The organism is Pyxidicoccus fallax (genome assembly GCF_012933655.1).
In the GTDB taxonomy this organism is placed as follows: domain Bacteria; phylum Myxococcota; class Myxococcia; order Myxococcales; family Myxococcaceae; genus Myxococcus; species Myxococcus fallax.
On record NZ_JABBJJ010000111.1, the window covers coordinates 1 to 13,855 of the forward strand.

General features: G+C 67.6%; 13 protein-coding genes. 9 read left to right on the forward strand and 4 right to left on the reverse strand.

The features are described from left to right. Positions 1–1,038 (reverse strand): DUF6311 domain-containing protein (locus HG543_RS23505; RefSeq protein ID WP_246357246.1); only part of this gene is annotated, 1,038 nt, incomplete at its 3' end. 44 nt (positions 1,039–1,082) lie between these two features. After that, positions 1,083–2,333, reverse strand: a complete 1,251-nt coding sequence (locus tag HG543_RS23510; RefSeq protein WP_169347080.1) for a putative DNA modification/repair radical SAM protein — start codon at positions 2,331–2,333, stop codon at positions 1,083–1,085. A gap of 342 nt (positions 2,334–2,675) precedes the next feature. Between HG543_RS23510 and HG543_RS23515 the strand changes: the two genes are divergently transcribed. The 8 genes from HG543_RS23515 to HG543_RS23550 all read left to right on the forward strand — a co-directional run bounded on the left by HG543_RS23515 (position 2,676) and on the right by HG543_RS23550 (position 12,011). After that, a complete protein-coding gene (locus HG543_RS23515; RefSeq protein WP_169347081.1) occupies positions 2,676–4,223 on the forward strand; it encodes a formate/nitrite transporter family protein in 1,548 nt (515 codons plus the stop codon). Positions 4,224–4,488: 265 nt separating this feature from the next. Beyond that, positions 4,489–4,692, forward strand: coding sequence for a hypothetical protein (locus HG543_RS23520; protein WP_169347082.1), 204 nt, complete (start codon positions 4,489–4,491; stop codon positions 4,690–4,692). A 171-nt stretch (positions 4,693–4,863) separates the two neighbouring features. Further along, positions 4,864–6,426 (forward strand): radical SAM/SPASM domain-containing protein, encoded by a 1,563-nt coding sequence (locus HG543_RS23525; RefSeq protein WP_169347083.1) that lies wholly within the window; start codon positions 4,864–4,866, stop codon positions 6,424–6,426. Between the two features lie 28 nt (positions 6,427–6,454). Further along, complete coding sequence (locus tag HG543_RS23530) at positions 6,455–8,179, forward strand: RiPP maturation radical SAM C-methyltransferase (RefSeq protein ID WP_169347084.1); 1,725 nt, start codon at positions 6,455–6,457, stop codon at positions 8,177–8,179. Positions 8,180–8,199: 20 nt separating this feature from the next. Further along, the gene (locus HG543_RS23535) at positions 8,200–9,051 is read left to right on the forward strand and encodes an SPL family radical SAM protein (protein ID WP_169347085.1); all 852 of its coding nucleotides are present in this window, start codon (positions 8,200–8,202) and stop codon (positions 9,049–9,051) included. An 11-nt stretch (positions 9,052–9,062) separates the two neighbouring features. Beyond that, the gene (locus HG543_RS23540; RefSeq protein ID WP_169347086.1) at positions 9,063–9,704 is read left to right on the forward strand and encodes a DUF1826 domain-containing protein; all 642 of its coding nucleotides are present in this window, start codon (positions 9,063–9,065) and stop codon (positions 9,702–9,704) included. Beyond that, a complete protein-coding gene (locus tag HG543_RS23545) occupies positions 9,691–10,950 on the forward strand; it encodes a JmjC domain-containing protein (protein WP_169347087.1) in 1,260 nt (419 codons plus the stop codon). Before HG543_RS23540 ends, HG543_RS23545 begins: the two co-directional genes overlap by 14 nt. 2 nt (positions 10,951–10,952) lie before the next feature. Beyond that, positions 10,953–12,011, forward strand: coding sequence for a phosphotransferase enzyme family protein (locus HG543_RS23550; protein WP_169347088.1), 1,059 nt, complete (start codon positions 10,953–10,955; stop codon positions 12,009–12,011). Here HG543_RS23550 and HG543_RS23555 read toward each other — a convergent pair. Continuing rightward, positions 11,923–12,702, reverse strand: coding sequence for a class I SAM-dependent methyltransferase (locus tag HG543_RS23555; protein WP_169347089.1), 780 nt, complete (start codon positions 12,700–12,702; stop codon positions 11,923–11,925). The two genes, HG543_RS23550 and HG543_RS23555, sit on opposite strands and share 89 nt — an antisense overlap. Before the next feature lie 142 nt (positions 12,703–12,844). Between HG543_RS23555 and HG543_RS23560 the strand changes: the two genes are divergently transcribed. Then, positions 12,845–13,414, forward strand: a complete 570-nt coding sequence (locus HG543_RS23560) for a ribonuclease FAU-1 family protein (protein ID WP_169347090.1) — start codon at positions 12,845–12,847, stop codon at positions 13,412–13,414. A 51-nt stretch (positions 13,415–13,465) separates the two neighbouring features. Here HG543_RS23560 and HG543_RS23565 read toward each other — a convergent pair whose 3' ends face one another. Continuing rightward, positions 13,466–13,792, reverse strand: coding sequence for a hypothetical protein (locus tag HG543_RS23565; protein WP_169347091.1), 327 nt, complete (start codon positions 13,790–13,792; stop codon positions 13,466–13,468). Between the last annotated feature and the right edge of the window lie 63 nt (positions 13,793–13,855).

Below are 13,855 nucleotides of genomic sequence, written 5' to 3' on the forward strand. Positions count from 1 at the left end.
CCCCACGTCCCGCGCCCGCCACCCCGCCAGCACGAGCGCCGCGCCGAGCGCGAACAGCCCACCCACGCCCAGGTAGCCAAAGCCCTCGTACTGCCCGCCGCCCTGGTTCAGCGTGGGAAGGAAGCGCGACCAGCGGATGTGCCGGTACCCGAGCGGGTTGAGGAAGGTGGCCAGGTCCGCGGAGAAATCTCCGAAGCCCGCGGCACCCAGCGGCCCCGTCATCCCGAAGTAACCGAAGGCGGTGAGCAACCCGGCCACGGCGGCCACGTTCGCCACCGCGGCGAGCACCGGCCAGCGCCAGCCCCGGTGCCCCTCCAGCGCGGTGCGCGCGCACAGCGACACCGAGAGCGCCAGCACCATGACCGTGAGCACCGGGTGGATGCCCGCCGCGAGGACGCAGAGAACGAAGCCACAGACCAGTGCCCGCGTCGCGTCGCGAGCGTCCCGCTGCGGCACGAGGTGCAGCCCCACCAGCAACACGATGAGCCAGTGGGCGCTCAGCGCGTCGTGCGACATGCTCATCCGCACGAACATCGCGGGCGACAGCACGAGCAGCGCGCCGATGAGCCACTGGAGCGTCACCGTCGCCCCCATCCTCCGCGCCACCCAGGCCCCCACCGCGCCCTGCATCACCACGCACAGGCACAGCCACGGCCCGATGTACTGGAAGTCCGCCGGCAGCAGCGCCGAGAAGGGCCGCAACAGCAACCCCACCCATGGCAGCGAGTCCGTGTACCCGAGCGTCGTCCCCAGCGGATGGAGGTACCCGGGAATGGCCCCCAGCGGAAACCCGAGCGGCGAGTTGCGGAAGAAGAGCCACCCCAGCAGGTGCTGGCTGAAGTCGTCGCGGATGAGCCAGCCCAGCCGCGTGGGGTCCAGCGCCGCCGGCCCGTACATGGCCAGGAACGTGAGGAAGCCCACGAGCGCCGCGCCCAGTGGCCCCGCCTGCTCCACGGCGAACCGGGCGGCGAGGGACAGGACACGCCGCGTCCCACCACGCGCGCGGACGGCAGGAGGCACGGTGCTCACTTCGGACATGGACACCGCGCTTGAAGCACGGACGTTTCAGAGCCGTCAAGGAATCACAGCTCCCCGGAGCGCGCGGCCGCCGCCGACTCGAAGAGGGACAGCTGCGAGGCGGGCCGCACCCGCTCCACCAGCCGCGCCGAGTCCAGGAGCAGCGTGGGCCGCCAGTCCGCCGTGACGATGAAGGGCCGCGCCCGCCGCAGCGGCACCTTCAGCCGCGCCAGGTCCGCCAGCGTCACCGCGTGCCACCGCCGGATGCGCAGCACCCGGTCCACCGTGCGCACACCCATCCCCGGCACCCGCAGCAGCATCTCCCGAGGTGCCCGGTTCAGGTCCACCGGGAACACCTCCCGCCGCCGCAGCGCCCACGCCAGCTTCGGGTCCACGTCCAGCGACAGGTCCGGCGCCTCCGGTGGTGCCAGCTCCCCCACGCCGAATCCATAGAAGCGCAGCAGCCAGTCCGCCTGGTACAGCCGGTGCTCGCGCACCAGCGGCGGCGAGCGCGCCGGCAGCCGCACGTCCGAATGCGGAATGGGGCTGAAGGCCGAGTAGTACACCCGCTTCAATCCGAAGCGCGTGTACAGCCGGTGCGCCGTGCCCAGGATGTCCGCGTCCGGCGACGGCGTGGCCCCGACAATCATCTGCGTGCTCTGCCCCGCCGGCGCGAAGCGCGGCGCCTTGGGGCTCTCCGCGCGCTCCTCCTTGGACTGCACCAGCCGGGTGTGGATCTCCCCCATGGTGCGGCCGGTGACGGACAGGCTCTTCTCCGGCGCCAGCCGCTGGAGGTCCGACTCCGTGGGCAGCTCGATGTTGGCGCTCAACCGGTCCGCGTACCGCCCCGCCTGGGCAATCAGCTCCGGGGACGCGCCTGGAACCACCTTGAGGTGGATGTAGCCGTGAAAGGCGTGCGTCTCGCGCAGCAGCCGCGCCACCTGCACCATCTGCTCCATCGTGTAGTCCGGGCCCTTGATGACGCCCGAACTGAGGAACAGTCCCTCGATGTAGTTGCGCCGGTAGAAGTCCAGCGTGAGCCCCACCACCTCCTCCGGCGTGAAGCGCGCCCGGGGCGTGTCGCTGGAGATGCGGTTGATGCAGTACTGGCAGTCGTAGACGCAGAAGTTGGTGAGCAGCACCTTCAGCAGCGACACGCACCGTCCATCCGGCGTATAGCTGTGGCAGATGCCGGTGCGCTCCACGCTGCCCAGCCCACCGCGCGGCGCGGCCTCGCGTTTGCCACCGCTGCTCGCGCAGGAGGCGTCGTACTTCGCCGCGTCGGCGAGAATCTGGAGCTTCTGGCGGACGTCCATGGGCGCTCGGTGGTGCTCTCGGGGCGGCCCCACCGGGCCACCCTCCCCTCACGCCACGTCCTACCCTCCCGGTCTGACACCTCCCACCCACCCTCCAGCGTCCAGCCAGGCGTGCGCTCCCTCGACGGGAGCAGCCGCCCCGCACCGCGCGGCTCGGGCGCCGGGGCACCAGGCAGGAAGGCGGACCGTCCTGGGCGGCAGGGCCTCGAAACCTCCTCCCCGTCAGCCGGCACGGCCACGGAGGGCGCCCCCCCTGCCCGTGCCGGCCGCCTTGCTCCGAGCGCTCCGTCCTCCGCCTGGACTTCCATCCCCACACCCCAGTGCGATGTCCACGCTTCGAGGATGGAAGACCTCGAGTCCCCCACGCCGTCACTGAGCACGGCTTCCTGGGAGGTGGAAGCCGGAGGGCCGCTGCGCCACGTGCGTGCCATCGACCCGGCCCAGGGGGAGCTGCGGGAGCTCCGCCGCTCGCTCGACCTCCATCAGAGCCTGCTCCATCAGCTCCAGGACCCGGGCTTCGCGCCGGGCATGGTGGACTTCCCGCGCCAGCTGCTCGTCCGCTTCGACGTCCCGACCTCCGGAGACGAGGGCGAGCTGCGCTGGGAACGGCTGGACGTGGTGCTCGCGGACGCCGCCGTGCTCACCGTCGAGCCGCGCCCCATGCCGCTGGTGGAGCGGGCCCGCGCGCGCTTCCTCCACCGCGAGCATCCCGGAGGGCTCGACCGCTTCCTGTCCGTCCTCGCGGAGGAGGTGGTGGAGGAGTTCGGCGCGAAGTGGAGCGCCCTCCGCAAGGAGCTGCAAGGCGGGGAGACGTCGACCCCGAAGGCCTCGGCCAGCGCCCTGGGCACCCTGGGCAAGGCGCACGCGGACCTCGTCGAGCTGCGGCGCGGCCTCCAGCCCGCCCTGGAGTGCTTCGCCCAACTCTCGCGCGGCAACTCCCAGCGGCTCGGGAAGGTGGCCACCGCCGAGCTGCGCGCCTGGCATGACCGGCTCAAGGGCCTGTGCGGGAGCGTGGAGCAGCTCCACGAGCACTTCACCGGCCTCTCGGAACAGGCAGGCGCCCGCGGCACGGAGCTGAGCGCCGAATCCCCGGAGGTCATCGAGGCCGCCATCGCGCTCGGCGAGCGGCGGCTGCACCGGATGACGGTGGCGCACTCGGTGACGGCGTTCATCGGCGGGCTGGCGGTGAGCTTCGGCGCGGTGGCGATGTCATGGACGGCGGGGCCGTGGACGCACGTGCTGAACCAGAGTCAGGCGCACCTCTTGGGCTCGCTCGCCTTTCCCATCGGCTTCATCATCCTCATCGTCGGCAAGGGCGAGCTGTTCACCGAGAACTTCTTCGTCCCCGTCACCGGGGTGATGGGCGGACGGGGCAAGGTGAGGGACCTGCTCGTGCTGTGGAGCTCCACGCTCGGGTTCAACCTGGTGGGCGCGGTGGTGTTCGCGTTCCTCATCTCGCGGCCAGGCGTGCTGGCGGACGGGGCACGGAGCTTCCTGGTGGAGCTGGTGAAGGAGAAGGTCTTCGTCCCGCTCCCGGTGGCCTTCATGAAGGCCATCTTCGCCGGCTGGTTGATGACGATGCTCACGTGGCTGCTGCTCGCGGCGCGAGGACAGGGCTCGCGGATGCTCATCATCTGGATGATGGGCTTCCTCATCTCGGCCGGGCACTTCAACCACGTGGTCATCTCGGCGGCGGAGGTGTTCATGGGCATGGGACTGGGCGCGCCCATCACCGTGGGACAATGGGCGCGGCTCAACTTCCTGCCGGCGCTGCTGGGCAACCTCGTGGGCGGCATCGTCTTCGTGACGCTGCTGGGCTACGTGCAGGCGCACTCGCTGCGGCGCAGCGAGCGGAAGCAGAAGGCGGGCTCCCGTCACCAGCAGGCGTGACGGGCGGCCCTTCAGCCACGTCGACAACCATGCCCTCGTCCCCCCGAGCTGGAGCCAAGCCGCCATCTCGCGGGAATCGTCAGCCATCTCGTTTGCAATTGCCCGGGAGGGGCAATGGGCTGTTCGCTCGAGGACGTCTCGATGGATCCCTCAAACCCAGCCTTGATGCCATGTCATTCTTTGCCTCTCCATTGCTTTGACAGGCACTGGGGCTGCCGTGTCGTTGGTCCATTGGTTTGCACTGCCCCGCAGGGAGGTCGTGTCCATGGCGCAGAAGAAGAAACCCACGGCGAGCGGGGAGGAAATCAAATCCAAGCTCGGCGATCAGACCGTGCTCAAGTCTCCGCTCTCGGTGATCAAGATGGATATCAGCGAGCTCCGGGACTACACGGACCGTCTGAACGACTACCTCAGAACCCCGGGGATCGCGGCGCTCAAGATCTGTGAGTGCTGCATCAACGTCGACTGATTGAGTGTAGCGGAAACCATCTTCCAGACACCTTCATCCAATCCGAGCCTGCAGGCCTGGTGCAGCCAGGCCTGCAGGCAGCTCCAGAGTTCCTTTCCAGGCCCGCCAGAGCCCGCCCGTCCGAGGTCCGCTTCATTGGCGGCATGACAAGGAACGCCTGCTTGAGGCGCCATGGCTACCCAGAGCACCTACAATGTTCTCGTCCAGCTCCCGCGGCAGGGAGGCGACGGCGACTATTTCGCGCTGTTCAACACCCTTGCCGGCTCCATTGACGTCATTGATGGCTCCATCGCACGGCAACTCGGCCGGATTCCCCGTCCCATGCGCAACCCTGGCGTGGTTCAGTTGCGCCTGCCCAAATCCAGGTCCAACCCCAACGGCGGAGACACCATCGAGCTTCGCCCTGCCCTGCCGCCCGAGGTGATGGAGTACCTGGGGCGCCGCGGTTACATCTTCGAATCTGCCGAGGAGGAGAACCACAGATCACGCGTCCTGTACGACGTGATGATGGGCTTCCACCGGAAGGTGGTGCGCCAGCCCCTCGTCGTCATTCCCTCCTACAACTGCGACTTGAAGTGCCCATACTGCTGGCAGCGGCTCTACCACATGGACTCTCCTGTCATGTCGGAAGAGCTCGTCCAGCACCTCTTTACCGTGCTGCCACGCGTCGTCGAGGTCGACCGGCCCGAGCGCGTCGACTTCACGATTTTCGGTGGCGAGCCGCTGCAGGACGTCCCCATCCTGCGTGAGCGCGTGCTCCAGCTCCTGGACCTCGCCGCCCAATCCGGCTACTCGACGAAGATCATCTCGAACGGCGTCGGCCTCGCGCCAGCGGTTCCCTCGCTGAAGGGCAAGGTCGACCTCATCCAGGTCACCATCGACGGCCCCCCCGAGCTCCATCGAAAGCGCCGGCCCCTCCCCAAGGCCGGGGACTCCTTCACCCCCATGGCCCGAGGCATCACGGAGGCCATCGAGGCCGGAATCCGCATCAACGTCCGAGTCAATACCGATGAATCCAACCTGCCCCGGCTGCCCGAACTCCTCGACTATGCCAAGGAAGCCGGCTGGCTCGACACGAAGCTCGTGCGCTTCCACCTGGCGCCCGTGAAGAACCACAACCCCAACAAGAAGAGCAACTCGGAGGCCGAGCTCCTCAAGAAGGTGGTGGAGATGGTGGCCCGCGAGCCCCGCATGCAGGTGTTCGACCTGACCGGGTTCTCCGGCCTGAAGTACTTCGAGGGGTTCAAGAGCAGCGGGATGTTCTCCCTGCATCGCTTCTTCAACTGCGAGGCGCAGATCAACTTCTTCGCCTTCGATCTCCACGGCGACGTCTACGCCTGCTGGGATGCCGCCGGACTGAACCATCTCGCCGTGGGCCGCTTCGTTCCCGAGCTGGCCTTGTACTCGACGAAGCTCGCCCAGTGGCGCAGCCGGTCCTCGCTGGACATCAGTGGCTGCCAGGGCTGCACGTCCTCCCCCCACTGCGGCGGCGGCTGCCAGTTCCTGGCCCTGGAGCACAGCGAGACGTTCATGGCTTCGAGCTGTGACTCCATGATGGAGGGCTACCTCCAGTCCATCACCGCCAACGCGGGCTGGCTGATAGAGCATGCCCACGCGGGTGACCACGCGGTGGGCTTGGTGACGGAAAAGGGGGTCCAGACGGCCATCGACAAACCCTTCGGCATCCTCGGCGCTCAGCCCTCCAGCGACCTCATGGAAATGGGCTGCGGCTAGCGGGCGAAAGGGAGCCGAGATGCCCCCCATGCACTCCCCTTCGGCCAGACGCCTGCTCCTGCTCTGCGTGCCGTTTCAGGACATCCGTCTCTCCTCGCTCAGCACGACGCTGCTAGCCACGCTCGTCCGCACACGCGGTCACGAGTGCACCGAGGCCTACGTGCACTTCGAGCTCGCCCGACTGATTGGCTTCGAGCGCTACCACGACATCTGCACGGCCGGCGGAGCTCGCGGGCTGGTGGGAGAGATGCTCTTCGCCGAGGCCTACCATGGCCCGTTGGGTGACGGTGCCGAGGAGAAGCTCTCGGCGCTGTTCGGCGGAGCCGAAGAGCGCCGGACAATCATGGAGTCCTTCGAGCGCTACTGCCTGGAGCGTGTCGCCGAGGCTCGCCCGGAGCTCGTGGGCATGTCCACCTCGTGCAACCAGCTCCTGCCGTCCCTCTGGCTCGCGCGCTCCATCAAGCAACACTTCCCCGGAACACGCATCGTCCTCGGCGGGTCGGCCTGCTCGCTCCCCATGGGTCGGCGCATCAAGGAGTTCTATCCTCACATCGACTACATCGTGAGTGGTTATGGCGAGGAGCCCCTGCTGGCGCTCGTCCGGGGGGAGGAGCCCGCCAGGGGAGGCATCATCGTTGCCAATGCGCCGGTCGACCTCAACTCCCTCCCCGTCCCCGACTACTCGGCCTTCTTGGAAGAAGCCAGGGCATTCGGGGCTGACGCCAGCTCGAGAATCATGCTGGCGTTCGAGGCGTCCCGGGGGTGCTGGTGGGGGATGAAGCACCATTGCACCTTCTGCGGGCTCAACGGCACCCAGATGGCCTTCAACGCCAAATCCAGTGAGCGGGTGGCTGAGGAGATCCGCCAGCTCTGGGAGCAGTACGAGCGCAACCTCTTTGCCACGGACACCATCCTCTCTCGTGACCACCTCAAGCACGCGCTCCCGGAGCTGGCGCGACACGAGCGCAAGCCCCACCTGTTCTTCGAGGTGAAGGCCAACATGACAGCCGCGGAGGTGCAGCTCCTTGGCTCCGCCAACGTCCGGTGGATACAGCCAGGCATCGAGAGTCTGAGCACGCGGCTGCTGGGCCTGCTCGACAAGGGGGTCTCGTCCATCCAGAACGTCGCGCTCCTGAAGTGGTGCCGCGAGCTCCGCATCAAGGTCTCCTGGAACCTTCTCTGCGGCATCCCAGGCGAGCGGATCGAAGACTACGACGAGCAGATCGCGCTGATGGAGAAGATCCCCCACCTTCAGCCGACGGGAGGGGTGTCTCCCATCCGGATTGATCGCTACAGCCCGTACTTCGAGCGGTACGCGAGCTTCGGATGGCGAGAAATCAAGCCGCTACCCGAGTACCGCCTGCTCCACCCCCAGCTTTCGGCCCAGCCCCTCTCCGACATCGCCTATCATTTCGATGGCGTCGGAGGCATCGACCTGACGGGCTACTACCCGCGCCTGAAGCAGGCGGTCTCTCGTTGGAGCGAGCGCCACGGCCGCGGCGACGGGCTCTTCTGGGACGCGCAGGCGGGCCTCGTGAGAATCGAAGGCGCCGAGGCATACACCTTCGCACGGGACCAGAGACTCGAGCGTGTGCTCGAGCACTCCAACGAGATCATCTCGGTCGACAGTCTGTCGGAGCGCGCGGGGTGCACCTCGGAGTTCCTCGTCCAGCTTGCCTCGCTCGGCATCCTGATGATCGAGGGGAAACGGGCTCTGAACCTTGCGGTGAGGGTCGGCTGGGGCCCCCGCTGAGCTGGGCCAAGGAGTGGGTGATGCGAATCATCGAGGTGACCGTAGACGAGATTTTCGGGGGGCCCCGTGTCCACAACCCCAACGAGATCAACCCCTACGTGGGCTGCATGTTCCATTGCACCTACTGCTACGTCGAGGGCAACGAGCGCCCCCAGTCGGACCTGTACGTGAAGATGAATGCCGCAGAGCTCGTGGAGCGCGACATCGAGACACGAGACCCGGGCGTGGCCATCTTCCTGTCTTCCCAGACGGACCCGTACCTCTATGCGGAGAAGAAATACCGCATCACACGCGCCTGTATCGAGCGGGTTGCCCAGCATCCGCAGTATCGCCTGTCCATTCTCACCAAGTCCGACATGATCGTCAGGGACATCGACCTCCTGAGGAACGTGCCCTGCACCATCCAGTTCTCCATCACCGTCGACAATCCGGAACTCCAGCGGCTCATCGAGCCATCCGCGCCGTCCGTGGCTCGGCGGTTGGAAGCCATCCGACGGCTCGAAAGCGAGGGGATTCGGACGTCCGTCCGGATGAAGCCCTTCCTTCCATTCGGCTTCACTGACGCCCGGAAGGTCATCGAGATGGTCGCGGACGTCACGACGGGGCCCATCGTCGTCCAGGGTATCGACATCGGGTCGGCATACATGAAGCGGATGGCGGAGCTCGCGCTGAAGCATGCCCCGCGGGAACTGACCCGGTGGCTGGAACAGCCCGAGGATGTGCGCACCGAGAGGGAGGACATCGTCCAGTACCTGAAAAGGCATCCGCGGGTGAAGTACGAGGACATCCGAGCGGTCTACCAGGACGTCCAGACCCGTTTTGGGGCCCACCCTCCCTCCGCGCCACCCCGGCCAGGGGCTCGGAAGTCCTGAAGGTGAACCGCATGGCGGCATCGGTGTTCAAGGTGAGCGATGTGACGGAAGCAAGACGGGCAATCGGCCTGCCTGGTGTGCGCGGCATCCTCCATCCGATGCCCATGACGGACCCCCTGCTCATCCACGCGCTTGCGTGTCATCAGGTCACACGGCGCACCGCCCTCGGCCCCTTCGAACTCGAGCACGGGAATCGCGCCTTCGCGCACGCTTCCACCGCCATCCGTGACCACCTGGCGCGGTTCGGGTTTTCCTCCGCCAGGGTCCGGAGTGCGTTCGCGGCGGAAGTGTTGCGCACCCTCGAGTTCTTCGTCGAGCTGCTCCAGGACAGGAACGTGGAGTACCGCATCCGGTTCATTCCTCGTGAAGCACAGGAGTCTCGGCCTCACTACGACTACACGGCCCTGAGCCTCGTGCGCACGTTCCTGGGTCCGGGCACGTGGGTCCATCAGTCCAGCAAGCGCAGGTTCCAGGTAGCGCCTTCCGACCTGCTCATCCTCAAGGGGACGGCCTTTCCCGCCGGCTCCCGGAAGGAAGCCCTGCTGCACGACTATCCCGCCGGCAATGAGCCGTCTGCGTCTGCGAGCGGGCGCGTGGTGGTGATTGCGAGAACCATGACCTGGAACGGGGGAGGCAGCCATGACGCGGTCTGACTCGGGCTTCTGGGAGCAGTTCGTGGAGCAGCACTGGGAGCGTGCGCCCATGAATGTCCTCCGTGACTTCACCCAACCTCCCCTCCAACCCGAGCAGTTGTTCGAGGTCCTCCTCTCCGCGGGCGGGCAGGCGCGAGGCGGGGCTTCGCTGCGGCTGTTCATCGGCGGGCGGGTGCAGGAGGGCGAGACGCTCCAGAAGCTGCTGCCGCGCCGCGAGGACGGGAGCCTGCGGGGCTTCGATGCCCGTATGAAGGATGTGGCTGGCGAGGCGGGCTACACGCTCATCGTGAACAACCTCGAAGCGCTCAGCTTCGAGCTCTGGCAGTGGTCTCGCGAATTCATCCGGCCCCTCTTCCAGCTCCGGGGAATGAACAACCTGGGCAGCTACTATGCCCTCTTCCTGGGGGATTACCGGGCCACACCCGCTGGCGTCCACTACGACCCCGAGAGCGTGTTCCACTTCCCGGTCCTGGGCCGTAAACGCATCCGCGTCTGGGAGCCTTCTTACGTCTCGCACCACCCCCGACTCTGCAACGCAACCTTCTACGAGGAGCACCTGGGCGCCTCGCGGCTCCTCGAGGCCGAGCCTGGCGGTGTGATTTATTGGCCCTCGGGCATGTGGCACGTCGGGGAGTCCAGCGGTGAGTTCACCGCGTCGCTGGCCTTCTCGATGCTGTGTATCAACCCCATGAGCCCGATGTTCACACTCTACCTGCGGCAACTGCTGGAGGCCGCGGGGGATGCGGGCCCGCGTCCGGCCAGGTGGAACGCGCACCCGTTCGAGCCCGACGACCTCCAGGCAACGGTCAGCACCGTTCCGCCAACGCTGGCGAAGCTGGGCACGCAGATGCGCCGGCTGTACGACGAGGAGCGGCTCGCCGCGCTGTGGATGCGGCTCTGCACGGGCTATGGGTTCTACAACCCACCGCAGCCCCTCGAGGTCAGCGGCCTGACGCTCGAGGACTCGCTGCGCGTGGACCCGCGCTACCCGGTCGTCTGCCAGCGGATGCGTGACGGAGGACTGCTGGTGAGCGCCAACGGCGGACTCTGGCGGACCCGGGGTGCGGCGGAGCGCGGCGTGCAACTCCTGAACCGTGGAGGGCCAGTCCCTGTCTGGCGAGTCATTGAGGAAGCGGGAGTGTCCGCGAGCGAGGATGCCGGGAGGGAGCTGTACGAGCTGCTCGAGCAGCTCGTGGCCTGGCGTGCGGCAGGCAAGGTGGCAGAGAATGGGAGGGCGGGAGATTGACGATGCGGCCCTTCGTGCAGCTCACCGCGAAGGGTAAGCTCCAGCGGCTCGCGCGGCTCGCGCGGTTGGCGCTGCGGCATTACCCCATTCGGGTTCGAGAACTGCACCTGCTGAGCATCCAGACGAACGTCCTGTTTCGCATCGACACGGAGGACGGGCGGCGATACGTGCTGCGGATAGGCATTCAATATCACAGCACGCTCGAGCAGACCCAGGTCGAAACGGAGTGGTTGCGCGCCCTGGTGCGCGAAGGGGAAGTGCAGGTGGTGCGACCCGTGGCCCGCGTGGACCGCGCGCTGGTCACCGCCGTGGCGGGCGCGCCCTCGGAAGCGGAGATTCCCTGTGTCCTCTTCGAGTGGGTCCCGGGGCAGCGGCTCGCGGAGCACCTGAGCTTGGAGACCTATCGTGAGCTTGGCCGGTCCATGGCGCTGCTCCACCGCCATGCCGAGACGTTCGTGCCGCCTGCTTCGGTTCGCCTGCGGAAGTGGACCGGTATCGGCAGCGACTCGGAGGCGCCAGCCGTGCTGCGCTCGCGGAAGCACATCCCCCACCTGAGCGGGCCGGAGCGACACGTCATCCGTCAGGCGCTGGAGAAGGCGGATGAAGCGCTGGGGGCGATGTACCAGGGGGACGCCAGGCCCATCCTGCTCCATGGCGACCTGCATATGTGGAACGTCCATTGTGAGGGCGGGCAACTGGTGGTCCTGGACTTCGACGACCTCTTCCTGGGCCACCCCGCTCAGGACATCGCCATCACCCTCTTCTATGGACATAACCGCCCGGATTACGAGGCACTCTGCCGCGCCTTCCGCGCGGGCTACGAGCACGTGCGCCCCTGGCCGTTGGCGACGGACGAACAGCTCCGCACCCTGTTGATAGCGCGCCGGCTGGAGTTGATGAACTACTCCATCTGGGCCCTCCCGGATGCGGGGCCCTATCTGCGGGAGAACGTAGCGCGCTTGCGGCAGATGCTCAGCGCGTCGCAGGCCGGGCGCTCAACATGGCGACGTCGGCGGCCTGCCGCCAGAGCTCTTCATAGATGGCGCCCTCCTCGGCCGTGAGCCCGTAGGCACTGCGAAAACGCCGAAGCGTGTTGCTGAACCAGCGAGGCGCGCGCTTGCGTTCCTCCAGATCCCAGGCCACCAATTGGCAGTCCCGGGCCAGGACGTTCTCCGACGCCAGCAGGAACGTCGAGACGGCGATCGTGATGACCGCCGCTCGAGGATGATTCGAGAGGCTCCGAACCGCGGCGAGCATCCTCTGATGGTGCTGCTGCGCAATGCCCTGGACGCGGTTCGAGGAGTTACCGGCGTCTCCCCAGGCCAGGGTGCCCAGGGAGAACACGCCCACCGCGAGGATGAGGTCGGGGGGCGCGAGCCCCGGTCCGCCGCTGTCCCGGGCGGAGGACACGAGCCGTGTCTGGATGCCCTGCTCGCGAAGCAGGTGCTCGGTGAGTGGATCGAAGTCCAGTTCGAGCGCGGTGGCCTGGACTCCCGCGGCTTGGAGGGCGAGAGCCAGCGTTCTCAAGAATCTTCCGGTCCCTGCACCAATCTCCAGGATGCGCTGGATACGCTGCTCCTGAAGCAAGGTGACGAGGCTGCGTGGCGTCAGCCTGGAGGGGACCATTCCGCGGAGGCGGTGATGAATGTGGCGAAGGACCCTCCGGTAGCCGATGGGCATCGCGCTATCGGACAGCAGGTCCGTCTGCCACCATGCACTCCTCGCTGCTGAAGATGAAGCCATCGGCATCATGCCCCCGTCGTCCATGACGAGCGTAGCAGCCCGGCATCCAGTGAGGCGGCGTCGGTGCCGCATGGTGGGCAGGCCGCCCGGCGAGTGCCACGCGCGCCCGCCCGGGCAGCCGCGCGGCAGCTGGGCTATGCATGAGAAAGTCATGTCCCTGTTCGTCCCCGGAGAGCCCGTCATCGTCCACCACGACAAGCCCTGGAAGCCGGGGCGGCGGGTGCGCATGCGCGGTCACGTACTGTCCTTCGACGGAGAGCGGCTGGTGATGGGCCGCCGCTTCCGCAGTCCGGGGCTGGCCTACGACGGGCTGCCCGCGGTGCAGCAAGCGGGGGACCACGGCACCATCGAACTGGTGCGCGGCGCGTGGATCTGCCGGCGCCGCTACCTCCGAGCCGACGGCACGCTCATCGGCGAGCTGTACAACGTGCAGACCCCCATCCGCTTCCGCCGGGGGATGGCGCAGTACGTGGACCTCGAAATCGACGTGGCGCGCGTGCCCGGAGCACCGAAGCCGGTACGCATCATCGACGTGGAGGACCTGGAGGCCGCGGTGGCGGGCGGCCACATTCCCAGGCCCGTGGCCGACGTGGCCCACGAGCTCGCGACCCGGCTCGCCGCCCGCCTGCGCGACTGGGACGGCCGCGAGCCGCTGGACTGGGACGTGCGTCCGGAGACGGCGCCGTCCCTGCGCGAGCTTCCCCTCGCGCGCCAGCGTTAGCGCCCCGCCCGCGGGTTGCTCTCGCGGCCCTTCCCGCGAAGCGAATGAGGACTATGGCTCCGGCAGGACGTCGCCCAGCAGCTTCGCCAGACGCTCCACGAGGGCCGTCGCGTTCGCGTGCTGGCTCCGATTGGAGGTCTCGGCCAACAGCAGAACGCCGTGCGCGTCCGTGCGCTTGCCGTGGGCCTGCCAGAGCCGCTCACGAAGCCCCGCATCGAGCTCCGGCGAACGCAGGTCGAGCCGCAAGATGGCACCCGACCCGGTTTCGCCGAAGCGCAGGCCGTCGCGCGGCAATCCCGGAGCCCGGCGTACGAACAGCGTGAGGGCCGGCTCGAGAATCTGGAGCTGGGGTGGGAGTTGCGGTCCGAGATAGGTCACGGCGTGCAACCTACCCGAGCGTGAAGGGCGGCACGACCCGGCACCTGGCTGGCGGAGCGCGCC

Coding starts and splice junctions, on each gene's coding strand:
- HG543_RS23540 (WP_169347086.1), top strand. CDS start 9,063: ATGGCGGCATCGGTGTTCAAGGTGAGCGATGTGACGGAAGCAAGACGG.
- HG543_RS23515 (WP_169347081.1), top strand. CDS start 2,676: ATGGAAGACCTCGAGTCCCCCACGCCGTCACTGAGCACGGCTTCCTGG.
- HG543_RS23530 (WP_169347084.1), top strand. CDS start 6,455: ATGCACTCCCCTTCGGCCAGACGCCTGCTCCTGCTCTGCGTGCCGTTT.
- HG543_RS23535 (WP_169347085.1), top strand. CDS start 8,200: ATGCGAATCATCGAGGTGACCGTAGACGAGATTTTCGGGGGGCCCCGT.
- HG543_RS23545 (WP_169347087.1), top strand. CDS start 9,691: ATGACGCGGTCTGACTCGGGCTTCTGGGAGCAGTTCGTGGAGCAGCAC.
- HG543_RS23520 (WP_169347082.1), top strand. CDS start 4,489: ATGGCGCAGAAGAAGAAACCCACGGCGAGCGGGGAGGAAATCAAATCC.
- HG543_RS23510 (WP_169347080.1), bottom strand. CDS start 2,333: ATGGACGTCCGCCAGAAGCTCCAGATTCTCGCCGACGCGGCGAAGTAC.
- HG543_RS23555 (WP_169347089.1), bottom strand. CDS start 12,702: ATGATGCCGATGGCTTCATCTTCAGCAGCGAGGAGTGCATGGTGGCAG.
- HG543_RS23525 (WP_169347083.1), top strand. CDS start 4,864: ATGGCTACCCAGAGCACCTACAATGTTCTCGTCCAGCTCCCGCGGCAG.
- HG543_RS23560 (WP_169347090.1), top strand. CDS start 12,845: ATGTCCCTGTTCGTCCCCGGAGAGCCCGTCATCGTCCACCACGACAAG.
- HG543_RS23550 (WP_169347088.1), top strand. CDS start 10,953: ATGCGGCCCTTCGTGCAGCTCACCGCGAAGGGTAAGCTCCAGCGGCTC.